Origin of the sequence: Elizabethkingia bruuniana (assembly GCF_002024805.1) — a bacterium.
Taxonomy (GTDB): Bacteria; Bacteroidota; Bacteroidia; order Flavobacteriales; family Weeksellaceae; genus Elizabethkingia; species Elizabethkingia bruuniana.
In genome coordinates this window covers 3,156,263-3,180,077 of the sequence record NZ_CP014337.1, presented here as the reverse complement: position 1 = coordinate 3,180,077, position 23,815 = coordinate 3,156,263, and the positions used below count along the sequence as shown (strand labels likewise).

General features: G+C 35.6%; 22 protein-coding genes. 4 read left to right on the top strand and 18 right to left on the bottom strand.

The features are described from left to right. Positions 1 to 193: 193 nt before the first annotated feature. The 9 genes from AYC65_RS21095 to AYC65_RS14695 all read right to left on the bottom strand — a co-directional run bounded on the left by AYC65_RS21095 (position 194) and on the right by AYC65_RS14695 (position 10,989). A complete protein-coding gene (locus AYC65_RS21095; protein WP_236628035.1) occupies positions 194 to 643 on the bottom strand; it encodes a hypothetical protein in 450 nt (149 codons plus the stop codon). A 256-nt stretch (positions 644 to 899) separates the two neighbouring features. Beyond that, positions 900 to 1,412, bottom strand: coding sequence for a DUF2314 domain-containing protein (locus AYC65_RS14730; protein WP_034869405.1), 513 nt, complete (start codon positions 1,410 to 1,412; stop codon positions 900 to 902). A gap of 163 nt (positions 1,413 to 1,575) precedes the next feature. Next, positions 1,576 to 2,568, bottom strand: a complete 993-nt coding sequence (locus AYC65_RS14725) for a phosphotransferase (protein ID WP_034869403.1) — start codon at positions 2,566 to 2,568, stop codon at positions 1,576 to 1,578. Between the two features lie 219 nt (positions 2,569 to 2,787). Further along, a complete protein-coding gene (locus AYC65_RS14720) occupies positions 2,788 to 3,195 on the bottom strand; it encodes a helix-turn-helix domain-containing protein (protein WP_034869401.1) in 408 nt (135 codons plus the stop codon). Between the two features lie 149 nt (positions 3,196 to 3,344). Then, positions 3,345 to 4,409 carry a hypothetical protein gene (locus tag AYC65_RS14715; RefSeq protein WP_059333891.1) on the bottom strand — a complete coding sequence of 355 codons (1,065 nt, stop codon included), beginning with the start codon at positions 4,407 to 4,409 and terminating at the stop codon, positions 3,345 to 3,347. Positions 4,410 to 5,094: 685 nt separating this feature from the next. Continuing rightward, a complete protein-coding gene (groL, locus tag AYC65_RS14710) occupies positions 5,095 to 6,720 on the bottom strand; it encodes a chaperonin GroEL (protein ID WP_024568375.1) in 1,626 nt (541 codons plus the stop codon). A gap of 101 nt (positions 6,721 to 6,821) precedes the next feature. Continuing rightward, complete coding sequence (locus AYC65_RS14705) at positions 6,822 to 7,100, bottom strand: co-chaperone GroES (protein ID WP_024564629.1); 279 nt, start codon at positions 7,098 to 7,100, stop codon at positions 6,822 to 6,824. An 838-nt stretch (positions 7,101 to 7,938) separates the two neighbouring features. Next, the gene (locus AYC65_RS14700) at positions 7,939 to 10,299 is read right to left on the bottom strand and encodes a M1 family metallopeptidase (RefSeq protein ID WP_034866407.1); all 2,361 of its coding nucleotides are present in this window, start codon (positions 10,297 to 10,299) and stop codon (positions 7,939 to 7,941) included. A gap of 111 nt (positions 10,300 to 10,410) precedes the next feature. Beyond that, a complete protein-coding gene (locus AYC65_RS14695) occupies positions 10,411 to 10,989 on the bottom strand; it encodes a HupE/UreJ family protein (RefSeq protein WP_034866410.1) in 579 nt (192 codons plus the stop codon). An 87-nt stretch (positions 10,990 to 11,076) separates the two neighbouring features. Between AYC65_RS14695 and AYC65_RS14690 the strand changes: the two genes are divergently transcribed. Beyond that, on the top strand, positions 11,077 to 11,589 hold the full coding sequence (locus AYC65_RS14690; RefSeq protein WP_034866413.1) for a DUF6702 family protein: 513 nt from the start codon (positions 11,077 to 11,079) through the stop codon (positions 11,587 to 11,589). On the opposite strand, the gene AYC65_RS14685 is transcribed toward AYC65_RS14690, so the two are convergent. From AYC65_RS14685 to radA, 7 genes are all read right to left on the bottom strand, one after another. Then, a complete protein-coding gene (locus tag AYC65_RS14685) occupies positions 11,586 to 12,161 on the bottom strand; it encodes an acyl carrier protein phosphodiesterase (protein ID WP_034866416.1) in 576 nt (191 codons plus the stop codon). The two genes, AYC65_RS14690 and AYC65_RS14685, sit on opposite strands and share 4 nt — an antisense overlap. Before the next feature lie 258 nt (positions 12,162 to 12,419). Next, complete coding sequence (locus tag AYC65_RS14680) at positions 12,420 to 13,406, bottom strand: NAD-dependent epimerase/dehydratase family protein (protein ID WP_034866418.1); 987 nt, start codon at positions 13,404 to 13,406, stop codon at positions 12,420 to 12,422. Continuing rightward, a complete protein-coding gene (locus AYC65_RS14675; RefSeq protein WP_034866420.1) occupies positions 13,403 to 14,236 on the bottom strand; it encodes an SDR family NAD(P)-dependent oxidoreductase in 834 nt (277 codons plus the stop codon). Before AYC65_RS14675 ends, AYC65_RS14680 begins: the two co-directional genes overlap by 4 nt. Positions 14,237 to 14,561: 325 nt before the next feature. After that, positions 14,562 to 15,266 (bottom strand): VanW family protein, encoded by a 705-nt coding sequence (locus AYC65_RS14665; RefSeq protein ID WP_034866421.1) that lies wholly within the window; start codon positions 15,264 to 15,266, stop codon positions 14,562 to 14,564. Between the two features lie 6 nt (positions 15,267 to 15,272). Next, positions 15,273 to 15,953 (bottom strand): class I SAM-dependent methyltransferase, encoded by a 681-nt coding sequence (locus AYC65_RS14660; protein ID WP_034866423.1) that lies wholly within the window; start codon positions 15,951 to 15,953, stop codon positions 15,273 to 15,275. Positions 15,954 to 15,955: 2 nt separating this feature from the next. Next, positions 15,956 to 17,110 (bottom strand): helix-turn-helix domain-containing protein, encoded by a 1,155-nt coding sequence (locus AYC65_RS14655; protein WP_034866425.1) that lies wholly within the window; start codon positions 17,108 to 17,110, stop codon positions 15,956 to 15,958. Between the two features lie 20 nt (positions 17,111 to 17,130). Then, entirely contained in the window at positions 17,131 to 18,477 is a 1,347-nt protein-coding gene (gene radA / locus AYC65_RS14650; protein ID WP_034866427.1) for a DNA repair protein RadA, read from the bottom strand. Positions 18,478 to 18,693: 216 nt separating this feature from the next. On the opposite strand from radA, the gene AYC65_RS14645 reads away from it, so the two are divergent. Both AYC65_RS14645 and yidC read left to right on the top strand, forming a co-directional pair. Further along, positions 18,694 to 20,313 carry a CTP synthase gene (locus AYC65_RS14645; RefSeq protein ID WP_034866429.1) on the top strand — a complete coding sequence of 540 codons (1,620 nt, stop codon included), beginning with the start codon at positions 18,694 to 18,696 and terminating at the stop codon, positions 20,311 to 20,313. Between the two features lie 8 nt (positions 20,314 to 20,321). Then, on the top strand, positions 20,322 to 22,103 hold the full coding sequence (gene yidC / locus AYC65_RS14640) for a membrane protein insertase YidC (RefSeq protein ID WP_034866431.1): 1,782 nt from the start codon (positions 20,322 to 20,324) through the stop codon (positions 22,101 to 22,103). 53 nt (positions 22,104 to 22,156) lie between these two features. Here yidC and AYC65_RS14635 read toward each other — a convergent pair whose 3' ends face one another. Next, the gene (locus AYC65_RS14635) at positions 22,157 to 22,294 is read right to left on the bottom strand and encodes a hypothetical protein (protein WP_059333890.1); all 138 of its coding nucleotides are present in this window, start codon (positions 22,292 to 22,294) and stop codon (positions 22,157 to 22,159) included. A 70-nt stretch (positions 22,295 to 22,364) separates the two neighbouring features. Further along, positions 22,365 to 22,934 (bottom strand): ribonuclease HII, encoded by a 570-nt coding sequence (locus tag AYC65_RS14630; protein ID WP_034870944.1) that lies wholly within the window; start codon positions 22,932 to 22,934, stop codon positions 22,365 to 22,367. Positions 22,935 to 22,989: 55 nt separating this feature from the next. Here AYC65_RS14630 and AYC65_RS14625 point away from each other — a divergent pair, with 55 nt between their 5' ends. After that, entirely contained in the window at positions 22,990 to 23,709 is a 720-nt protein-coding gene (locus tag AYC65_RS14625) for a hypothetical protein (RefSeq protein ID WP_034870945.1), read from the top strand. Positions 23,710 to 23,815 lie beyond the last annotated feature (106 nt).

Below are 23,815 nucleotides of genomic sequence, written 5' to 3'. Positions count from 1 at the left end.
ATCATTTCGTCTTTTCCTTTCAGCATGTTTATATGGCTTATAAAAACGAATATAAGTAATACCTGAAGTATAAAAAATGACAGGTTCCAGTTATTTTATCTGATATTGAAAAGGTTTTTATATTTTACTTAGCACGAGTGTGACACTCACGCTAGCAGGGGAGTGGTGAAGATTTAAAGGGGATGATATAAAGTTATCCACAATCATTGTTTAGAGTTCCATCATCGTTAATATGTTTAAATTTAAAATCTTGATTTAATATTTTTCCACCGGCATCAAGAAAACTTCCAAATTGTCCACACCAATCTTCAATATCATTTTCTTTATTAGTGTCCCATCGGATTTTTCCAAAAATTCCATTTATCTCAACATCAAGAACAACTCCGTTTTCTTCATTCAAATTTAGTTTTGTCCCTGGTAAAAAATCCTGATTTCGTTTCCAGTAATCAGCTATTTTAAAAATTTGATTGCCTAAATTTTTGCCTTCATTCTGAGTTGCTTTATTCCATTCATGATTGGGTTTAAACCAATCCCATATTCGTGTGAAGTCTACAACATTATTGCATTCAATTTCATATATTTCTTCAATTAGATCATCTTTAAATTGGTTGAATTCCGGATCTAAATTATTTTGGAGTTTCATGAATTTTTCGGCCTGATGAAGCAAACCAAATAATTCTATAAGCTGAAATTTCTTGAAATATTCGAACTTCGTTAATCCTTTTACTTTTTTATTGTTGAAAAGTCTGTTTAGCCACATTGTTTTGCTACTCTTATAAAAACAAATATAAATACTGAATGAAAGATAAAAAAAATCAAGTTCTGACTGATTTATAAGGGTTCAAGCACGAGCGTAACGCTCGCGCTAGCGAGGGGATTATTTTTCGCTATTGTAGGTTTTACTCATTTTCGAAAGTAGCTCCAATCTCTTTATCCATTTGTGTACGTTCTTGTTGTGACATTCTTTTTCTTAAAACTTTTGTAGTGTAAGCTCCTTTTACAATTTTTTTATCGAAATACATCCAGTCTGTTATATTTTTAGGATTAACCTCAATGGTGTCCCCCAATTTTACTTCCATGGTTGAAATTGGTTCATCACTTACTATTCCGTAGAATTTATTATCAAAATATTCGACTCTACTTATCCATATATGTTCACCTCCGGAACCTGCAGTATCAAATCTTTCTTTCAGTGCGAAATTATAATAATCGGGATTGTGACTTTCTATTGCTTCTTTGAATTTGTATAATGATTTTTGTGCATTTTCTATTGCTGTGTTCATTTCATTATCTTCTCTTTGCAACAGATGGACATCGGGTTCATTATCTCTTTTTACAATTTTATCTTTTTTCTGACAGCTTAGCAGTGCGATGCATAAAAGTATGCAGATTGAAAATTTAGAGTGTATCATTTAATTTGATATTGTTAATTCAGGTTATATAAATTTGTTATTTGGTTAATCTAAATCAGAGGTTTTTGTGATAAGAGCCATATTATTGTTGCATTCAAAATAAAACCGTCTTATAAAATAAAATGGTTTATATATATTGCCCAGTCACTGACCACTGACCATTTTATTCAATCTCAATTTTGTTGTAAGAAATCCATCGCTTCAGATTTCCAACCATTCTTTTTAAATGGTCTTCATTCACGAAAATATTTGTCCAATATTCAAATCTGTCGCATTGGACGCTTATGTAATATACCATAATTGCTAAACAGGCATAAGGCAAAAACTTTTTTTCTTCGGAGCCTATTACTGTTACAGTTTCATAGCCTTTTAAAAAGCTTTCTGCTTTTTCTTGATACTCTGCTTCGTTCAAATTAGTTGTAAGTAGCTGAAATAGGAAATAAGAAATGTCAAAACATAGGTAACCGTTGCCACAAAAGTCGAAGTCAAAAAATGTTATTTCTTTTTCGTTATCAATGTGCAGATTGTCAAACCAAACATCAAGATGGACGCTTCCATATCTCATCTTTGGTGTGTCAATATCTTGGATTTTTAGCGCTAAAAATGCAGACAATTTTTCTAAAAAAATAACTTCGCTGTTGTTTTTATTGAAGAACTTTTTTATTCTCAAAATAGGGTTGTCAAGTAAATTCTGAGTATTGTAAGAAATTCTTGTGAGTTCAAAATTCTCTGTAGATTGATGAACTTTTGCTAAGGCTTGTCCAATAAGAAAACTTGTCTGTGGTGAAAATCTTGCTGTCTTTGTGCCTTTGGCATACGAAAATAAAATACCAAATCTTGTTCCTTCCGGTGCTTCAATTTCCTGAATGTATTGGTTGGATTTGTCGGCAAGCGGAAAAGCAACTTGTCCGTCAGTTTCTTTTAGGTGAAGTAAAAGTCTTAATTCTTCTTCGATTTCTAATTTTGTCCGCCAATTGTGTGTGTAAACTCTAAAAACATATTTGTTTTCGCCATCGTAAACAATATACAAATGGTTCATGGCAATTCTGAATATGCTGCATTCCGTTTTGTCGCTTAGTCCATATTTCTGTTGAATAAGCTTACCAAGTTCATTTGGTGAAAGTGTGCTATTTATTGCCGGAAATTTCTCTGTCATTAATTCTTGATTTGTCTATGGTTATGGTAGTTTTATAATTAGGGCTAACATCCGAATTTGTAAATGGTACAATTGTATTAGTATCACTATTCGTCAATAATAAAATTCAAACCCAAAGATACTGTTTTCTCACAAAGTCCACAGTTATGTGAAATATTATAGATGCAAAAAACCGCTCTGTTTCCAGTGCGGTTTTATATATGCCTCGGTCGCTGACCGTTATTTCTTAATAAGCTGTTCCAGCTTGGCCATCATTTCGTCTTTTTCTTTTAGCATTCTTTCGTACAAAGCAATTTTTTCTTCGTGAAGTTGTAAAACTTTATCCATCGGGTGAAAAGTAGGGTTGTAATTGATTCCATTCAACATTGCACCATTATCAAAAGTATTGGCAATTATATTCACAGCCTGTTCTTCATCAAAATTCTGAAACGCTTCCACCGGAATTTTTAATGCTTCGGAAATTTTTTTTAGCAAAGGATCTTCAATAATTTCTTTCTGCTCCAAAAGCGAAATCTTCTTTTGATTCCAGTCTTCACCAAGATCAAAAGCTAAAGCATCCTGCTTTATGCCTAACATTTCACGAAAACGCTTGACATTCCTGCCCTGATGTATTTTTTTGCTTTGCATAGTTATGTGGCTTATAAAAACAAATATAAGTAAAACCTACAGGATAAAAAATGACAGGTTTTGGGTATTTTATTTGGGTGGGGAAAGGAGAAATAATATTGAGAATAAACCTACTTTGGAGAGTAAATGGGTTTTATAACATTTTGACATTAAGTGCGAGCATTATGCTCGCACTGTGGGGAGAAATTACCTTTATCGTCCCATAGAAAACTTCTTTGACATTCCTCAATTTCTTTTAAGAATTTATTGTTTTTTTCTGAAGGATTAATACTACGGTTGATATAAAATGCTAAAAACTCTCCGTGACTTCCTATTCTGTCTTTTTCAGAAATTAATTCTAATGTATCAGGTCTTTCAGCAATAATATGATAATTCATGTTTGTATTGAATATTGATTTAAATATTGTTTCTTCATTTAAGTTTATTCTTAGATAATTTAGGTGGGCAAAAATTTCGTAAAATTGATATAAATTTAACCCCTCATGAATGTCATTTAATTGGTTTTGATATAAACTTAAAGTAGCCTTTGAGTCGTCTAAAATAGAACAAATACAAACATTTTCAAGCTGTAATAATATACCTTTAGTATATGGATTATCAATATAGTCAAATTTATCAGGATCATCAGAGTCATTTCTTATTATCTTATTGATATACAAAGATCCATATACTTCTGGGGCTAATTTTGCGTTAGTATAATGACTTCTTACTATGCAATGGATGTGATGAAAATGCTCCCAAAAATAGATGTCTCCAATTGTATCTTCATTTTTTGGATTACTTTGATCCATCTTTAAGAAAGTATCTTTTAAATGAGTCTTGAAGTAAATTAAACAAAGCCATTTATATAATAGTTCTGCTATTTCTTGTTTATTAGTAAGTTCAAGCACAATTTCTTCATAAGGTTTGCTGAATAATTCTTTCATAGGAACTTCATAAGTGCTTCCTAGTTCTGAATTGCAATCTTTACAACATGGAACCTTATATCTTGAATATGTAAGTTGTGTTTCATTAGGTAATGTTATTTTTCTAGATTGTAATTTATATTTTCTTAAGATCCAATTTGGAATGATATGTTCATCATTGAATTCTTTAGAATGATTAGGCGCACCACAAATGAAACAAGCTTTGTCTTTAATTATTTTCTGTATAAAATCTTCTAATTTTAAAAATATTATTTTATTATTATATAATATTGATTTATTATTTAGCATGTTAAAGTAGTTATATATCTATTATTTATAATATTCATGAGAATAAAATATTTATCAATATGATATTATGTGACGTTTTAGCTCTTTATTAAAACAATTAAATGAATTTCTTTTATCTTTTTAGATAAAGAATCTTTTACTGCTTGGCATTTTTTTTACATGAATATTATGTTTGTATATTAAAATAATTTATTTTCATAAAATATCACGTCGCTAATGACTATATCATATTCATCTGTATCATGATTGTATAAAAACTCAATAGGTTTATTGTTTTTTACTTGAGTGTTTTCAGAACTTATAGAATCATCATCCATAAATCTAATGAATAATCTTGTATCAGCATAGATCTCAGTTATAATTATTTTATCACGCTCTTCATTATCTTCGTCGAGTACAATGTTTATTAAAGTCACATACTCTACCTCATCGACAGGCTTTCCATCTTTATCTTTAAACTCAGAGATTAAATTGCTTTTGATTAAATTAATTAACTCTGTATGAATTTTTTTAAATCTTTTTTTTTCATCATATGTATTTTGAATCTAAAATTTGCATACTAATGTAATGTATTATAATAATATTTCCTTACGGAAAACCGTATTTGTGTATAATTTTATTTTCAGACACAAAAAAACCGCTCTGTTTCCAGAACGGTTTTATATATTGTTTCAGTTGTTGACCGTTACATCATTCCCGGCATACCACCACCCATTGGCATAGCTGGTTCGTCTTTCTTCACTTCAGTGATTACACACTCAGTTGTAAGAAGCATACCTGATACAGAAGCTGCATTTTCAAGAGCAACTCTTGTTACTTTAGTAGGGTCGATGATACCTGCTTCCAACATGTTTACATACTCGTCAGTTTTAGCATTGTATCCGAAGTCACCTGTACCTTCTGCTACTTTAGCAACGATTACAGAACCTTCACCACCTGCGTTAGCAACGATTTGTCTCAATGGCTCCTCGATGGCTCTTTTTACGATTTTGATACCTGTAGTTTCGTCAGCATTAGCACCAGTAAGGTTGTCTAGAGAAGAGATCGCTCTAACTAAAGCGACACCACCACCAGCAACAATACCTTCTTCTACAGCAGCTCTGGTTGCGTGAAGTGCATCGTCTACTCTGTCTTTTTTCTCCTTCATTTCAACTTCAGAAGCAGCACCTACATAAAGTACAGCAACACCACCAGCTAACTTAGCCAGTCTTTCCTGAAGTTTTTCTCTGTCGTAGTCAGAAGTTGTAGTTTCCATCTGAGCTTTGATCTGTGCTACTCTTCCTTTGATTTTAGCTTCTTCACCACCACCGTTTACGATAGTTGTGTTGTCTTTGTCGATAGAAACTTTCTCAGCAGTTCCTAACATATCTAAAGTAATGTTTTCCATAGTGAAGCCTTGCTCTTCAGAGATCACCTGTCCACCTGTAAGGATAGCAATATCTTCCAACATAGCTTTTCTTCTGTCACCGAATCCTGGAGCCTTAACAGCAGCAATCTTAAGAGAACCTCTTAGTTTGTTTACTACCAACGTCGCTAAAGCTTCACCTTCTACTTCTTCGGAGATAATTAATAGAGACTTACCACCTTGTGCAACAGGCTCAAGAACTGGTAATAATTCTTTCATAGAAGAGATTTTTTTCTCAACTAAAAGGATATAAGGATTGTCTAGTTCCGCAACCATTTTCTCTGGGTTGGTTACGAAGTAAGGAGACTGATATCCTCTGTCGAACTGCATACCTTCTACAACATCTACAGTTGTATCAGTACCTTTAGCTTCTTCTACAGTGATTACACCTTCTTTACCTACTTTACCGAAAGCTTCAGCAATTAGAGTACCGATAGTATCATCATTGTTTGCAGAGATAGAAGCAACCTGCTCGATTTTTTCTGAAGAATCTCCTACAGACTGAGACTGAGATTGTAGGTTTTTAACTACAGCTACAACAGCTTTGTCAATACCTCTCTTCAAGTCCATTGGGTTTGCACCAGCAGCTACGTTCTTAAGACCTTCTCTTACGATAGCCTGTGCCAATACAGTTGCGGTAGTAGTACCGTCACCTGCGATATCATTAGTTTTGGAAGCAACTTCTTTTACCATTTGCGCTCCCATGTTTTCTACTTTGTCTTCAAGTTCGATTTCTTTAGCTACAGAAACCCCATCCTTTGTAACGTGTGGTGCACCGAAAGATTTTTCGATTACTACGTTTCTACCTTTAGGACCTAATGTTACTTTTACTGCATTTGCTAATGCATCAACACCTCTTTTTAGAGCGTCTCTTGATTCAATATCGAATTTAATTTCTTTTGCCATTTTTATTTAGATATTAGATGTTAGACGTCAGATATTAGACACTAACATTATTTTTAAATTAATTTTTTATATAGAAAAGCTATCTGCCAGAAGCCAATAGCTTACCCGATGATTCCTAATAAATCAGCTTCTCTGATGATTAAGTAGTCTTTTCCTTCCAGCTTTAATTCAGCACCAGAGTATTTTCCATAAAGTACTTTATCTCCAACTTTTACAGTTAACGGCTCGTCTTTTTTACCGTTTCCAACAGCTACAACTGTTCCTTCTTGCGGCTTTTCTTTTGCAGTGTCCGGGATAATGATTCCTGAAGCAGTTTTAGTTTCTGCAGCGATTGGTTCTACAAGAACTCTGTCTGCTAATGGTTTGAAGTTTACTGACATAATTATCTTAATTTTTTTGATTTCTGGTTTAGTTTTCTCCAACAATGTGCCAAGTTGATTATTGGTTGCAAGTTGCAAGTTGATGGTCAAAAATTGGCAGAGTTTTTCTCAGGATAAGAAATTTTGGCAGAAAAAATGAAAATGCAATTTCAAGATCCAAACCAGAAAGGCATAAATCTGAACTCACAAATTGATGCTTATTAACCACAAAAGGCACAAAAGAAATTTGGATTTTACCACATAAGGACATAGGGTTTATGACTGTATTTTACTATGTGTCTATGTGGTTTGAAGGTTAGAATGAACCACAAAAGACACAAAAGATATATTGCTGCCGTTTAGTTTTCACCACATAGATACATAGTTTCCATAGCTGATGTGGGGAAATTTATTTTCCTATGTAAAGTAGTCTATTAGGGATTATTAGCTATGTTTCTATGTGATTTAGAAGTTGGAATAAATCACAAAAGACACAAACGAATATTGCTGCCGAAAAGTTTTACCACATAGAGATATAGAGTTTATGGCTGTATTTTACTATGTGTCTATGTGGTTTGAAGGTTAGAATAACCACAAAAGGCGCAAAAGATATATTGCTGCCGTTTAGTTTTTACCACATAGATACATAGTTTTCATAGTGTTGAATAAAGGTATCTTCGATACTAACATAGAATACATAGCTGATGTGTGAAAATTTATTTCCTATGTAAAACTTTATTTGGAATTATTAGCTATGTATCTATGTGGTTTAAAAATATTCTGCTAATATAGCCCACAAAAAAGCCTTATCACATAGGTAATAAGGCTTTCAATCATATTAATTAATAATTGGTCTTGGCTATTTCTTTGCGGCCTGCATTGGATTCATGACACCGTTTGCAGCACCTCTTGCCTGATTTTGTTTTGCTTTAAAGATGCTAAACTTGCTGGCTTCAGGCATTGCACCCCAGTAATTGTTGGAAGTGTCAATATCTGCTGTTTCCAGCATTGGGTCCAATTGTATAGATTTTACTTTCTTGTTGAAGAAGTAAGTTTTGGATGCTTTCTGCTCGTTGTGTCTCCATATTTGTGCTGAAGCTCTGTCTGTGGTTTTAGAACCATCTTCAAAAGTAAATTCCACAATCAGCGGCATTACCAGTCCGCCTTTGTTGGCGAAGTCTACCTGATAAGCGTAAGTATCTTTAAACTGCTCTTTGTCTTTTCCTGTCAGGTTTTCAGATGCCGGAGTTTTTACTTCGAAAGTTTTGTTAGGATCTACTTTTTCCATACCTCTGTCATATCTCCAGTAGAAATCCTGTGCTTCCTTATCTTTATCGGTATAGAAAGTAATCTTCTTGTCCTCGCGGTTTCTGACTTTTGAAATATCATCGAATACCGGAAGTTCAGGTTTGGCAACTTTTACAGAAGTTGATTTCTCCACAGATTTTGTATCGGTGTCAGCTTTTGCAACGCTTACTTTCTCTATGGCGATATCTACAGGATCCGTTCCGTAGAACCAGCCTCTCCAGAACCAGTCAAGGTCTTCAGCGCTGGCATCTTCCATTGTTCTGAAGAAATCTGCCGGAGTAGGGTGGCGGAAAGCCCATCTTTTAGCATAGGTTTTAAATGCTTTATCGAAAAGCTCGCGACCCATAATGGTTTCCCTAAGAATATTAAGTCCGGTTGCCGGTTTGGAATAAGCATTAGGACCAAAACGGGTAATATTTTCGGAATTGGTCATAATAGGTTCCAGCTCGTCCTTCGGAAGTTTCATATAATCCACAATAGTATGCGCCGGTCCTCTTTTAGACGGGAATTTATTGTCCCAAAGTTCTTCTGTTAAGTATTCCACAAAGGTGTTAAGTCCTTCATCCATCCAGCTCCATTGGCGCTCGTCACTGTTTACAATCATCGGGAAGAAGTTGTGTCCCACTTCATGGATCACCACACCAATCATTCCGTTTTTAGTAGCTTCGGAATATGTACCGTCTTTTTCTGCTCTTCCGTAGTTGAAGCAGATCATTGGATATTCCATTCCGTTAGAGGCTTCTACACTTTGTGCTACAGGATATGGATAAGGAATGGTAAAGTCTGAATAGGTCTTAATCGTATGTGCTACAGCTCTTGTGGAAAACTTGCTGTAGATAGGATAAGCTTCTTTTCCGTAGAAACTCATACACATTACCTTATTATTGTTCTCGGCGATAACTTGTGGCATAGCATCCCATACAAATTTACGGGAAGATCCCCATGCGAAGTCACGCACGTCATTGGCTTCAAAGATCCAGGTTTTTCTTTCTTTGGATTTATTTTTCTCCGCTTTTTTAGCCTCGTCCAGTGTAACGATTTCTATAGGTGCAGTAGCGCTTTGTGCCTTTTGCCATCTTTGTTTCTGTGCAGAAGACATTACCTGGTCGTAATTCTTACATTCGCCGGTAGCGCCTACAATATGATCTGCAGGAACATTGATGCTTACTTTGTAATTACCGAAAGGAAGTGCGAATTCACCACGTCCTGTAAACTGGTGGTTCTGCCATCCCTGGAAATCGCTGTATACACACATTCTTGGGAACCATTGCGTCATAGTGAAAAGATAATTACCATCTTCAGGGAAGTATTCGTAGCCACCACGGCCGCCATCTTTCATTCTATCAGAAATGTTGTAGTTCCAGTCTACTTTAAAGACTATTTTTTCTCCCTTCTTCAGAGGCGTGGTAAGGTCTATACGCATCATGGTTTTGTTGATGGTATATTTTAGCGGACTGCCATTAGCATCCGTAACTTTTTCTATTTTTACACCGTAGCCATTATCTTTTATCGGATATTCCGAAATCTTCAGTTTGTCTGCAGTAACAGCCTGTGGAATCGTACTGGAGAATTCGAATCCTGCATTGTTCACAGAGCTGTGCTCATTTTCATCCAGCTGTAACCACAGATAGTCTAAAGTATCGGGAGAGTTGTTGTAATAAGTAACGGTTTCGGATGCTTTCAGGTGCTGCTTGTCTTCATCCAAGTAAGCGTTGATATTGTAATCTGCGCGTTGCTGCCAGTATTTTTCACCTGGTGCACCGCTGGCAGTTCTGTATACATTGGGAGTAGGAAGTATAGTTCCTAGTTGTTCGAATTTGTTTCCGTGATTGCTGCCCGGATTGTTCTGAATATTCTGTGCAAAGGCACCAAGGCTGCAAAGGGATAATAAATACAAAGACTTAAATTTCATGGTCGAAATTATTTTTATTTCAAAGGTATAAAAATGCAGGTGTATTTTCTGCAAAAAGGAATGAACTTTTTTACAGAATTATTTGATATTTGTTTTATAAGTGTTGAATCCTTAAAAAGGAATTCTTTCTAAAGCCATCTGCAGGGATAATGCAAATACTCCGGAGGAGACAAACATAATCCAGTTTTTACGATCCAGTTTGAAGATAGTTGTTAGTAAAAACAGAATAATAAGAACGGCAAGTACTACAACAATCTGTCCCAGTTCAAGACCTATATTAAAACCTAATAATCCTGTCGCAATGCTTTGCTCTTTGGCCAATGTTATCCGGATAGAATTGGCAAAACCCATTCCGTGGATGAGCCCAAAAAATAATGCCAGAGAGTAGTTGAGCTTCATTTGCTTCTGGACATTGTTTTTGCCAAAAATATTAATCAGTGCAGTAATAGCTATGGTACACGGAATAAGAAATTCTACCCATGCAGAAGGAACTCTAAGAATATCGAAAACACTTAGCGCCAGTGTAAGAGAATGGCCAATCGTAAATGCAGTAACTAAAATCAGTACTTTTTTGAAATCCTGTATGGTATACACTGCGATTAGTACCAGAATAAATAACTGATGATCCAGTGCGTCTTTACTAACAATATGATCCCAGCCCATCCTGAGGTAAAACATAAAATCGTTCATGGCGTCGTTTTTGCGAAAATATTGATTATTTTTGAATTAGCTTAACAGCAAAGCTTCTTAAATACGAATAATTATAAATGTGTGCAGATGAAAATATTTTTTAGGATCTTTTTGTTGATTTCGGGAATTTTGTTTTTTTCTTCTGCAAAAGCAAAAGATGTTCATCCTTATCATGTAGGCTCTGTAGAGTTCAGTTACAATGCCAAATCCCAGACTTTTGAGATTACCGGAAAGTTTTTCATAGACGATATGGAAAATGCTCTGGATAAAAAGTATGCGAAAAAGGTGTTCTTTAATAATCCGAAATTTAAAAGCGATATGCAGGCTCTGCTGCAGAAGTATTTTGAGGAATACCTGAAACTGAAAGTGAATAACAATCAGATCCGGATAAACTTTTTGGGCTACGAAGAAAATTCTGAAGCTGTAGACGTCTATCTGGAAACCGAAAAGGTAGTGAATCCTAAAAAGATTGAAACAGCAGTGAGTATACTGTACAATTTATTCGACGATCAGATGAATATTATACATATTGTAGTCGGCGGACAAAGAAAGAGTACTAAACTATTGTACCCTGACCGCTACCAATATCAGCAGTTCTAAACTTTCAGATTTTCTATGTGACTTTTCAGATCCGGAAAAAACTCATCATAACATTCTTTCAGGAAATATTTTTCTTCCATAAATGAATTGAAAACCGGAATATCTTTTTCCAGATACCTGGCCTTGTTCAGAACATTTTGCAGGCTGTATTTGATACCCCAGTCATACCGGTAATTGAAGAGCCAGTCATCGGCTTCCATTTTAGGGAGAATGTGGAGAAACCTTTCCGGAAGTATTTCTTCATAATTCCACAATGTGTTGTATACATGCTTTGTATGTTTCTTCCAGTCGGTTTCGTCATGTATTGCCACATCGTTGGCAAGAAAGTAATCCATGCTGACATCTACAAAAGCGCCAGAATATAATCTAACCAAAGGCTGAAAAACTTTTTTGGCCTTATGCGTAACAGGATGCTGATCGGTATAGGTGTCGATTTCTCTGTGGATAATAATGCCTTTTTGTACTTCTACAGGAAGTTTTTCCCGGTCGGCATTTCTAACGTAGTCCGCAATCATATTGCCCACAATTTGTCCATCGGAAAACGATAAATAGGAATGAGCAAGGAGATTCATCTTTATTTTATTTGAGTAAAGGTAGCGAATTTGTTCAGAACAAATTGTAAAGGTCTTTTCCGAGCAGCTTAAAGGAATGATCTGATATTTTACCTTTAGGTAAAATTTTTGTGCCCTAAAAACCCTTAGTACATTAATATTTCTTTTGTGCCTTTTGTGGTTTATTCTAAATTCTTAAACCACATAGGAACATAGCATAAGTATCTCTTGTGCCTTTGTGTTGATGTTATAATTTTAGCGAAAGGAACGTAAAGAGTTTTAATGTTTCTGGTTTGCTTTCCGAAAGTCTGTATTGAAATAATCTGAAGCTTCTTTTATAGCGGTTTCAATGGAATGGTACTGTACATTGAGCTCCGTTGCTGACTTGTGATTGGTATAATAATTTTCAATACACAGCGATTCCATATTTGGCGTACACAGATCCGTTTTAATATTCAGCTTTCTTAGCAGATCTCCGAAAAGGCCTGCTATTCTCAGAACGAATCCGGGGACTTTTATCATCAAAGGATTCTGGTTGTTTATTGTATTCAGTTTCTGAAAGAAATCTTTATAGCTTATATTCTCATTGCAGGCGATGTATTTTTTACCATTTTTAGCATGGGGTATCGCATTGATAATGGTTTGTGCAACATCTTTTACATACACGAAGTTCTTTCCGCCCGGTGGATAGAGAATAAGCTTTTTATGAAGCCCCATCAGGATAATCCTGCCAGAGCTGGGTTTGGTGTCAAAAGCGCCTAGCATAAAAGTGGGACATATGATGACCGTTTCTGTAGCATTGTTTTGTTGGAGGAGATAATCTTCCGCCGCTTTTTTGCTCAAAGCATAAAAAGATTTTGTGAATGGGAATTTCATCGGTTTATCTTCATTGCCCAAACCATCTGAATCTGCAAAGCCGGAAGTATTAGCGGTACTCACGAAAATAAACTTCTTTACATCTGATTTTACAGCAGTTTCATATAAATGATGTGTGGCTTCGTAGTTGATTTTATAATAGTCTTCGTACTGAAGTATATTTTGCTTGGTTTCGGCAGCAATGTGGATAACAATGTCGGTATCAGAAAATATTGTGGAATAATCATCGAAAAGGTTACCCTTCAGTAAAGTGAGATTTTCATTTCTGGTGCCTGTAAAGCTGTCGGGATTCCGGATAAGTCCGGTAACTCTGTAGTTCTGTTCCAAAAGAAGGTTGACAAGATTGGTGCCCAGAAGTCCGGAAATGCCGGTGATAAATATATTCTTCATTCTTTTAACGAAGCAGCTCTTGGTACTGCTTTTTTGTGTTCAGTATATTGTTCCAGAATTTCTTTTTTACTGGCTTCGGAAATTAGACGTGTTTTTAACCAGTCCGGAGCATAATTCATCACCAGCCAGCTTAGTTTGTTCAGGATAATTAGTGATCTGCCTTTTAATAGTTGAGCTACACATACTCGGGCATTTCTCTCCGGTGTCGACATCAGAAATTTTCCCAAGGCTCCTTGTCTGTCTAGCCTTTCGGTGTTTTCCACAGTTGTTTTCATTGGACCGGGATGTGCTACACTTACCAGTACATTTGTATCTTTCAGTTCATACCGTAATCCTCTGGAGAAAGAATGCACAAAAGCTTTGGATGCAGGATATACCGTTTTATAGCCAATAGATGCTAAAGCTGCAATACTGGAAATATTTAGGATATATGCTTTTTTCTGACGGATGAGGTTGGGAAGCAGCAGATGGGTGAGTAGGGAAGTAGCCGTTACATTCAGTTGAATAATCTTGCTGATGTACTCTGTCCGCGCTTCTGTAAACTTCATGGAACCGCCAAGACCTGCATTGTTAATAAGAATATAAACTTCAAAATTCTCATTAACCCATTGGGTGAGTTCCATAATATTCCCGGTAATACAAAGGTCTGTTTCGTACGCAATGGCTTCGATTCCGAAATCTGAAATCAAAGTCTGACAAAATGAATCCAGCCCCTGATCGGGAAGGCTTATCAAAATAAGATTGATATGCCTTTTAGCTAATTCCAGAGCAATGTGTTTTCCCATTCCCTGGCTGGCTCCTGTTACAATTGCGTATTTGTTTTCAGACATCTTTGTAATTGGTTCTGCATCATTTGTTTAGATGCTAAACAAATATAAATTATTTTTTTATTGCAATAGTCGGAGGAAACTTAAAAAGATGCTTTGTCTGTATTACAAATCTTTTAAACAGATGTGCATAAGTGGTCGGAGGAATGGCGGGTAGTGACATTTTTTAATATTTGGTTAGCCAAATGTACTGCCGGCAGGCATTCCCAAAGCCCTTGTTTATAAAACGGAACTATATAATAAAGGCTTGTATTAATGGTGGTTGGAGTTATATAGTAGTGCGGTTTTATAAACCAGTATGTAGTTTTCTTGTTCTTAAATTACCTGATTAGGATTTTATATAAATATTTTCGGCTACAACTTTTTGATTGATTACTGTCTTTACACTTACTGTGTCAGGTTGATGGCTGTATTCAAAATCTACATGATGTTCCGGAAATTTATTCTCAGCCAGTATATGTAATGTAATTGAGTTGTCTTCAATTTTTGATTTCAGCTGAACCGGGAAACTATAAGGATTGATAAACTGTAAATCCCGGAAACCATAAACAACAGTGCTGTCGGCACCTAATGGAATATAGCGTTCATCTTCTTTATAGATATCTACAGAATGATGGTGGCGTTCGGTAATAATGAATCCTGCTTTTAAAGCTGCATAATATAACAGAGATGAAAACTGACAAATCCCACCACCGGTATCCTGAGATAGCTTTCCGGCAACAAGATTCCGTCCCTCCTTAAATCCGTTTTTTTTGCTGGCTTTACCTGTAGATTTCCAGAAAGAGAAATATTCACCGGGGTAAATTGTAATGCCTTCCAGTTTTTGCTGAACAATTCTCAGGTTATGGACTTTGTTTTCAAAAAAGGGGCTGGGCATTATCGTAAGCGTTAACTCTGTCTGAATATCCCCAATATCTTTTATGTGAATAATCGAAGCATATTTTTTATTCTGAAGCGTATCCAGAAGTTTTCGCTTCAGAAGGTATAACTGAATTTTAAGAGAATGCGGAATGTATTTTTTGATGAACTTCATGAAAGTTTATTGAGTTTTTTGTAAAACAATAATCTGATATGAAGCCCACTTCTTCAGAAAGGAGCGGCAAAGCCAATTGTCCAGAGGAAGAAATAATCTGCGTAAAGATTTTGGAATGCGGTGTACCGGGAAAAATAAAATTCCTTGGGTCTCGGTAATAGTCCATCGATTCCTGAATAAAAATTTAATTTCCTCAGGATTAAAACTGTTATAAGCATGCCAGCTTTCTGTAGAAGCATGATTTTTTCTGCGTCTTTTAACGGGAAAATCAAAAATTAAAAATCCTTCTGGTTTCAGTTTTTGCCAGGACTCCGAAAGGAATTGTTGTGTTGTTTCTCTGTCCTGATGCATAATGACATGAAAAGAAAAGATACAGTCCATGCTTTCATTTTCAAACGGGATGTCTGTAATGTTTCCTACGGTCAGATTCTTATAAGGGTATTTAGCTTTAGCCTGTGACAGCATTTCTTCACTAAAGTCCACACCAGAGGTTGCAAAGTCTAATAATCTACCAGTCCCGCACCCAAGGTCCAGGGTTTTGTTCAGCCTTTTATACTTATGAAAAAAAGATGTCAGAAAATTCCGTTCCTGTGCATCTATATACTGACCATAAGTATTGCTGAACCTATTTTCATCATAGGTACTGGCCAGCTGATCGTAATATTTTTGGATGGCTTTCTGGTGCATAATCAGAACGGTTTTTCAGGATAGCTGTTTAAATTTCCTGTATCGGCAGAATCGGATTCTTTCTGATTTTTTCTGAATTCAGAGGGTGTTATTCCCATGATCTTTTTGAACATCGTATTGAAGGCTGTTTTTGAATTGAATCCTGATTCAAAAGCGATGCCTAAAACAGACATTTTATAATAAGAGTCACTTAATAATAATTCCTTGGCATGCGTTACTCTGTATTTATTAACAAACTGAAAGAAGTTTTCATTAAACCCATTGTTCAGCAGATAGGAGAGCTGATGCGTACTGATGCCGATAAGTTCTGAAAGCTTTAATAAATTGAGATCGCCTTCCAGATAAGGTTTTTCGTCCTTCATTAATGTTAGTAACTTTTCTTTCAGGCTTTCAAAATCTTCATCCGGAATTAATTTTTTCTTTTCCGTCTTTTCTTCGGATTCAGGTTCTATAGATAACAATTCTTCCAGTTGCATTTTGCTTACAGGATAAATTTCCTTTTGCCGAAGAACATGATAAAAAGTACTGTAAACAATAAACAGGAACAATAAATCCATCACAAGATTCTGATGCATTTTGTAGATAAACGTATTGAAAAGTTCGTAGCAAACTGTTATGATAATCGTTATAAATAACAGGAAGCTTAGCTTAATAAGCCATTGCAGGTTGATGCTTTCAGTATTGGAGGAAATGATTTCAATTCTTTTCTGGTGTTTCCTTATCTTATAATAGATAATGCCAACATAAGGAAGGTTGTGGGCAATTACAATAAGCATTGCAAGGATATGCAGTATTTTGTTTTCCTCAGAGTTGAATAATACAATTAAGTAAATAGCAGGAATAACAAAGCATATTAAATCTTTTTTTCTGAATTGGTAATTGGGGTTGATGAAAAATACAACGCTGAAGAATAAGAAAAGAGGAGTGAATATTAATACAGAATAGACTGAAAATATTAATAAAGGGCCAGGTGAAAATCCACAAATTGTCAGAATGTCTAAAACCCAATAGCCGGACCATAAGAACAGGAATATTCCGAAAGCAAAATTTGCTTTCTTATTAACGTTCATAGGATTTGCCAGCAGAGTGAATGACTGCAAAACCAGACTGCCGTAAAGCAATACAAGAACAAATTTCTGAATATTTTCAATCGGCATTCTGATGTTGTTTTAATTATTTAAAATAGTCTTTCGTGAAAATCTTCAATTTTGCTGACTTCTTCAATCTTTATCGCAAATTTCCGTTTAGGTATTTTATTCAGATTGGAAACGTAGATTTTATCATATCCCAGCTTTTCGGCTTCTGTGATCCGGTGTTCAATCTGGGGAACAGGGCGTATTTCTCCACTAAGACCTATTTCTCCTGCAAAGCAATACTTCTCGGAAATAGCAATATCTTCATTGGAAGACAGAATAGAGGCTACAACTGCTAGATCCAGTGCCGGGTCATCTGTTTTGATACCGCCAGTTATATTCAGGAAGACATCTTTTGATCCAAGCTGGAAGCCTGCGCGTTTTTCCAGAACCGCCAGAAGCATATTCAACCTTTTTGCATCGAAACCAGTGCAGCTTCTCTGTGGAGTACCATATACTGCGGTACTTACTAAAGCCTGAATTTCCAGTAGCATTGGACGGTTTCCTTCCAGGGTTACGGCTACCGAGTTACCGGATAGCTCTTCAAATTTTTTGGTAATCAGAATTTCAGAAGGATTCTTAATTTCTTTCAGACCCTGAGATATCATTTCATAAATACCAATTTCTGAAGTGGAGCCAAAACGGTTTTTATTAGCTCTTAGTAACCTGAAAAGGTGATTTCTGTCGCCATCGAAATTTAGAACCACATCTACCATATGTTCCAGTACTTTCGGACCGGCAATCTGTCCGTCTTTGGTGATATGACCCACCAGAAATACCGGAGTATTGGTTTCTTTGGCAAACTTTATAATTTCTGAGGAACATTCCCGGATCTGAGAAACTGTTCCCGGAGAGCTTTCTATAAGGCTGGAATGTAATGTCTGTATAGAGTCCAGAATCATAAACTGAGGCTGTAACTTTTTCGCTTCATGCAGAATTTTATCCACAGAAGTTTCTGTAAAAAGGAAGCACTCCGGATTTTGGAGGTCGGTAAGACGGTCTGCACGCATTTTAATTTGTGAAGCGCTTTCTTCTCCGGAGACATACAAAACACGCTTGCGCATTTTTAGTGCCAGCTGAAGCAAAAGGGTGGATTTTCCGATGCCCGGTTCACCACCAATTAAGGTAACAGAACCCAGTACAATCCCACCTCCCAATACACGATTCAGTTCATCGCTCGGAGTTGCAATTCTTGGTTCTTCCTGAGCGTTGACCTCAATAATGTTAATGATATGCTGTTTCTTTTCTCCGGAATAATTTTTTGAAGCCGATTTTTCTATAACTTCTTCAACCAAAGTATTCCATTCTCCACAATTTTTGCACTGTCCGTGCCACTGCGGATACTGAGTTCCGCAATTTTGACAGTAATATGCCGTTTTGACCTTTGCCACTTTTTATCTCTAAACCTTTGATTAATACTGCAAATTACAATTTCATTTTCAGTTTTTGCCAAAAAAGTTTTGCTGAGGAATGATTTTGGTGAAGGTGTAATGGCAGAGAAAATAAAGACTTGTTTTATAAAGGGCTGATTAATTGATTTTTAAATCAATTGCATTTCACGTTGCCCAATTGGATGAGAACCTTTAACTTTGCACAAACCTAATCTAATGAGTAAAAAAGCTACAAAATACATCTTCGTCACCGGTGGTGTAACATCTTCTTTGGGAAAAGGGATCGTTTCTGCGTCCCTTGGTATGTTGTTGAAAGCCAGAGGTTACAATGTAACTATTCAGAAACTGGATCCGTATATTAATATCGATCCGGGAACTTTAAATCCATACGAACATGGAGAATGTTATGTAACAGAAGATGGTGCTGAAACAGATTTGGACTTAGGGCACTACGAACGTTTCCTGAATTCACCGACCAGTCAGAACAACAACGTTACGACAGGTAGAATTTACCAGACTGTTATCGATAAAGAAAGAAAAGGTGATTTCCTGGGTAAAACTGTACAGGTAATTCCTCATATCACCAATGAAATCAAGCGCAGAATTAAAATTCTTGCAAAAGAAAACTACGATATCATTATCACTGAAATCGGTGGTACTGTAGGTGATATCGAATCTCTTCCTTATATAGAAAGTGTACGTCAGCTTCGTTGGGAGCTTGGTGAAACCAATTCTATGGTAATTCACCTGACACTTCTTCCATATTTAGCATCCAGTGGTGAGCTAAAAACCAAACCTTCTCAGCATTCTGTACGTCAGTTAATGGAATACGGCGTTCAGGCAGATGTTTTGGTATGCAGAACCGAGCATAAGATTCCAAAAGATCAGCGTGCTAAATTAGCACAGTTCTGTAATGTAAATCAGGCAAATGTTATCGAATGTCTTGATTTACCAACAATTTATGAAGTTCCATTAGAGTTGCATAAGCAAAACTTTGATGAGGTTGTATTAACTGAATTGGCATTGCCAACAACCAATACACCTGATCTGAAAGACTGGAAAGATTTCCTGAAAAAATATAAAAACCCTAAGAAGAGCGTAGAAATTGCTTTGGTAGGTAAATATGTAAGCCTTCAGGATTCTTATAAATCTATTGCCGAAGCATTTATCCATGCAGGTGGTTCTATGCAGACTGAGGTAAAAGTACGTTGGGTATACAGTGGAGATATCGAAAGTGGAGATGTTGCTGAGTTACTAAATGGTGTAGATGGTGTATTAATCGCACCAGGATTTGGTGACAGGGGTATTGAAGGTAAAATTGAAGCAGCAAGATATGCCCGTGAAAATAATATTCCTGTTTTAGGAATTTGCCTTGGTATGCAGATTATGACGATAGAATTTGCAAGAAATGTTTTGGGTCTTGATAACGCCAACAGTACTGAGTTCGATACAAATGCCAAATATCCGGTAATTAACCTGATGGAGGAACAGAAAAATGTTACCGAAAAAGGGGGGACAATGCGTCTGGGTGCATGGAAATGTGCTGTAAAGGCTTCGACTAAACTTTTTGATATCTATAATTCTAAAAATATTTCTGAAAGACATCGTCACAGATACGAGTTCAACAGTGATTATACTTCTGATTTTGAAGCTAAAGAATTTATTCCTTCAGGTAAAAACCCTGAAACCGGATTGGTAGAAGCTTTGGAACTGAAAAATCATCCATTCTATGTAGGTGTTCAGTATCACCCGGAATACAAGAGTACTGTAGCAAATCCACATCCTTTGTTTAAGGCATTGGTAGAGGCTGCTGTAAAATTTCAAACAAAAAAATAATTTTTTAAATGCAACAAAATAATGGTGTAGGCAAAAGCCAACTGATCAGTTTTGCGGTTTTTTCATTAATCCTTATGGGGGTTATGTTTTACTTCCAGTCGAAGCAAAAACCTGAAGACCACGCAAAAACTCAGGTGACACAGTCTGCTCAGAAATCGAATGCTGCACAATTGCAGAATAATGCTAATGCAGCAGGTATTCAGAAGGTACAGTTGAAGAATGATTTACTGACAGTTGATTTTACAACGCTAGGTGGACAAATTTCTACGGTAAGACTTAACAAGTTCAACGCTTTTGATGAAAAGACAAAAGATAAGCCTCTTTTGTTATTTGCCAATAACAATGCTGATTATGGCTTCCAGTTTAAAGACAAATCCGGAAAAGTAATTAATACCAAAGACTTAGTCTTTAATGCAACGGCTAATGGCAATGCTATTACAATGCAGGCTAATGTTGGAGCGGCTACAATTCAGTTTGTCTATACCTTATTAGATAAGTATACTGTAGACTTTAAAGTAAGAACACAGGGGCTTTCTCAGTTAGTTTCTGATAATAAAGCTGACTTTGTATGGAACTATAATGTTCGTGAGGCTGAAAAAGGACGTTCTCAGGAACAGACACATACAGAGTTTGTTTATGCTTTCAATAATTATAAGAGCTATGATTATGACTCCAGAGGCGATATGGATGAAACCAAAGAAAATCTTAACTGGATTGGTGTAAAGCAACAGTTCTTCTCTGCGGTAATTGAAGCTCAGAATGGTTTCAAAAATTCTAAAGGTAATCAGGAAACAATTGAAAAAGGTGAATACCTGAAAAAATTCAACTATAATGGACAGGTTGATTTGGCTGCGAATGAGCTGAATCAGGATTTCAAATGGTATTTTATGCCATTAGATCTTAATCTGTTAAAGTCTTATGATAAAAACTTTGATGAAATCCTTCCTTTCGGATGGTCTTTCATCGGAAGTTTAAACAGATGGTTCTTTATCCCAGTTTATAACCTTCTTTCATCTTGGGGTATTGCTGCAGGATGGGTGATTTTCTTAATGACAATTGCGGTGAAGATTATCCTTTCACCAATTATGTACAAGCAGCATAAGCTGAGTGCTATGATGCGTGTGATCCGTCCGGAAATTGAAGAAGCTCAGGAAAAGTATAAAAATGCTGATCCTATGAAGAAGCAGCAGGCGACAATGGAGGTCTACCGAAAAGCTGGTGTTAATCAGTTTGCAGGATGTCTCCCGGGCTTGGTACAGATTCCTATCTTCTATGCATTGTTCCGATTCTTCCCGAACATGTTGGACTTGAGAGGTAAGAGTTTCTGGTTTGCAAATGACCTTACAGCATATGATGACCTGATTAAATTACCATTTAATGTTCCTTTCTTAGGAGAACATCTTAGTGTTTTTGCATTGGCATGTACGATTGTGATTCTTATCTATACAGTGATGACTGCTGGTAATATGCAGCAGCCTACTCAGGAGGGAATGCCAAATATGAAACCGCTGATGTATATCTTCCCGGTTACATTCTTGTTCTTCTTGAACTCTGCAGCATCAGGTTTATCTTGGTACTATTTTGTTTCCAATGCGATTAACATTGTAATTATCTTAGTCATTAAGTATTTCATTCTGGATGAAAAGAGAATTCATGCTCAGATTCAGGAAAATAAAGCTAAGCCTAAGAAGGAAGGCCGTTTCCAGGCAAGAATGCGTGAAATGATGGAAAAAGCTCAGGATCAGCAAAAGCAGATGGAAAACTTAAAACAACAAAATAAGAAGAAATAGACTTCTTGAAATATATAAGAAACCCTCGGTCAGTGATCGAGGGTTTCTTATTTTTAGTCGCATTCTCTTGGAGGTGGTTGGTTTGGATCAGGGCATGGTCTGCCACATACACATATTTTTCCTCCTGTAATTTGTCTTAATCCTTTTTTGTCCAAAAGTTTTGCATTAGCAAGCTTTGAAAATGTTTTCATATTGTGATATTTATGTTGGTTGTATACCAAAGATAAAAAAATAATCACTTAATAGTGATTATTTTTTTATCTAAAGTAATTTAAAACTCATTCTATGGTATGGGGTAGTACCAAATTCCCGAATAGCATCCCTATGTGCCTTAGTTGGGTAACCTACATTTTTAGCCCAGCCGTACTGTGGATATTCTTCATGAAGTTTTTCCATTAACCGGTCTCTGTAATCTTTTGCGAGAATAGATGCAGCAGCAATACTTAAAACTTTAGAGTCTCCTTTTATTACACACTGATGAGGAATGTAATTGTAGGGATGAAATCTGTTTCCATCTACCAAGATAAATTCAGGACGTACTTTTAATTGATCCAAAGCTAAATGCATGGCATGGATACTTGCGTTCAGTATATTATGTTTATCTATAAACTCCGGGGGTAATTCTGCAATAGCATAATCGCGCGCATTTGTTTTGATATATTCTGCGAGCTCTTTTATTGAAGTTTTTGATAGTGTTTTAGAATCTTTAACAAATAAATTGTTAAATTTTTCATCTAATATAACGCTTGCTGCCACTACGGGACCCGCTAAACAGCCTCTTCCGACTTCATCGCAGCCTGCTTCTGTAAATTTTGTTATAAAAAGTTGCAATATTGTTTTTTTTGTTAAATTTAATGTTAATTTTTTAAACTTAAAATAATTTAATATGAAAAAAACTGTTCAAATCGCATTTTTATTATTTTTTTATGGGTTAGTGTTTGCTCAAGGAAATGATCAATACAGAATTGGTACTTCTGGTATGTCTACCCAAAACAATGATATAAGAGATTATGCAAATAATTGGAAAAATAATATTAACAGATCGGTAAGTATAGACGATCTTAAGAAAGATGTTAAGGGATCACCATATTATGATGATAAATTTTATAGTGTTAAAATTAATGGAGGTGTTGATGTGCCTCAGAAGTTAAGATATAATGCTTTTTCAGATCAGATGGAGTATATGCAAGACCAAAAAACATATGAAATTAACAAATTTGAAAATCTAATTGTTGAGTTTCCATCCATCAAAAAAACATATGTTGTGCTAGATTATCCTTTTGAGGGTAAAAAACATCTTGGTTATTTAGCAGTAGATTTCTATGGAAAAAACTATGGGCTATATACTAAAGAGCGGATAGAACTTAAAGGAGGAACCGGAGCTGATAATGGAATTGTAGATAATACAGGGTATAGATTTGCAAAAAAGAAAGATATTTTCTATATAAGAATTGGAGATAAAATAGAACTATTGCCTGGTTCAACTAAAGAGTTTAATCAAAAATTCACAAATGATAGAAGTATAGCTAATTACCTAAATAATAATAAAATTGATCTTAAAAATAAAGAAAATGTTATTAAAATGTTAATCGAAATTGATAAATAAAATTATGTTATTCTCTTTATATTGAAATATATATTTGTTAATTGAATGTAAAACCTCGTTAATTCGAGGTTTTTATCATTTATTTAACATTATTTAGTTTTTTTTT

Coding starts and splice junctions, on each gene's coding strand:
- AYC65_RS21095 (WP_236628035.1), bottom strand. CDS start 643: ATGAAACTCCAAAATAATTTAGATCCGGAATTCAACCAATTTAAAGAT.
- AYC65_RS14730 (WP_034869405.1), bottom strand. CDS start 1,412: ATGATACACTCTAAATTTTCAATCTGCATACTTTTATGCATCGCACTG.
- AYC65_RS14725 (WP_034869403.1), bottom strand. CDS start 2,568: ATGACAGAGAAATTTCCGGCAATAAATAGCACACTTTCACCAAATGAA.
- AYC65_RS14720 (WP_034869401.1), bottom strand. CDS start 3,195: ATGCAAAGCAAAAAAATACATCAGGGCAGGAATGTCAAGCGTTTTCGT.
- AYC65_RS14715 (WP_059333891.1), bottom strand. CDS start 4,409: ATGCTAAATAATAAATCAATATTATATAATAATAAAATAATATTTTTA.
- groL (WP_024568375.1), bottom strand. CDS start 6,720: ATGGCAAAAGAAATTAAATTCGATATTGAATCAAGAGACGCTCTAAAA.
- AYC65_RS14705 (WP_024564629.1), bottom strand. CDS start 7,100: ATGTCAGTAAACTTCAAACCATTAGCAGACAGAGTTCTTGTAGAACCA.
- AYC65_RS14700 (WP_034866407.1), bottom strand. CDS start 10,299: ATGAAATTTAAGTCTTTGTATTTATTATCCCTTTGCAGCCTTGGTGCC.
- AYC65_RS14695 (WP_034866410.1), bottom strand. CDS start 10,989: ATGAACGATTTTATGTTTTACCTCAGGATGGGCTGGGATCATATTGTT.
- AYC65_RS14690 (WP_034866413.1), top strand. CDS start 11,077: ATGAAAATATTTTTTAGGATCTTTTTGTTGATTTCGGGAATTTTGTTT.
- AYC65_RS14685 (WP_034866416.1), bottom strand. CDS start 12,161: ATGAATCTCCTTGCTCATTCCTATTTATCGTTTTCCGATGGACAAATT.
- AYC65_RS14680 (WP_034866418.1), bottom strand. CDS start 13,406: ATGAAGAATATATTTATCACCGGCATTTCCGGACTTCTGGGCACCAAT.
- AYC65_RS14675 (WP_034866420.1), bottom strand. CDS start 14,236: ATGTCTGAAAACAAATACGCAATTGTAACAGGAGCCAGCCAGGGAATG.
- AYC65_RS14665 (WP_034866421.1), bottom strand. CDS start 15,266: ATGAAGTTCATCAAAAAATACATTCCGCATTCTCTTAAAATTCAGTTA.
- AYC65_RS14660 (WP_034866423.1), bottom strand. CDS start 15,953: ATGCACCAGAAAGCCATCCAAAAATATTACGATCAGCTGGCCAGTACC.
- AYC65_RS14655 (WP_034866425.1), bottom strand. CDS start 17,110: ATGCCGATTGAAAATATTCAGAAATTTGTTCTTGTATTGCTTTACGGC.
- AYC65_RS14645 (WP_034866429.1), top strand. CDS start 18,694: ATGAGTAAAAAAGCTACAAAATACATCTTCGTCACCGGTGGTGTAACA.
- yidC (WP_034866431.1), top strand. CDS start 20,322: ATGCAACAAAATAATGGTGTAGGCAAAAGCCAACTGATCAGTTTTGCG.
- AYC65_RS14635 (WP_059333890.1), bottom strand. CDS start 22,294: ATGAAAACATTTTCAAAGCTTGCTAATGCAAAACTTTTGGACAAAAAA.
- AYC65_RS14625 (WP_034870945.1), top strand. CDS start 22,990: ATGAAAAAAACTGTTCAAATCGCATTTTTATTATTTTTTTATGGGTTA.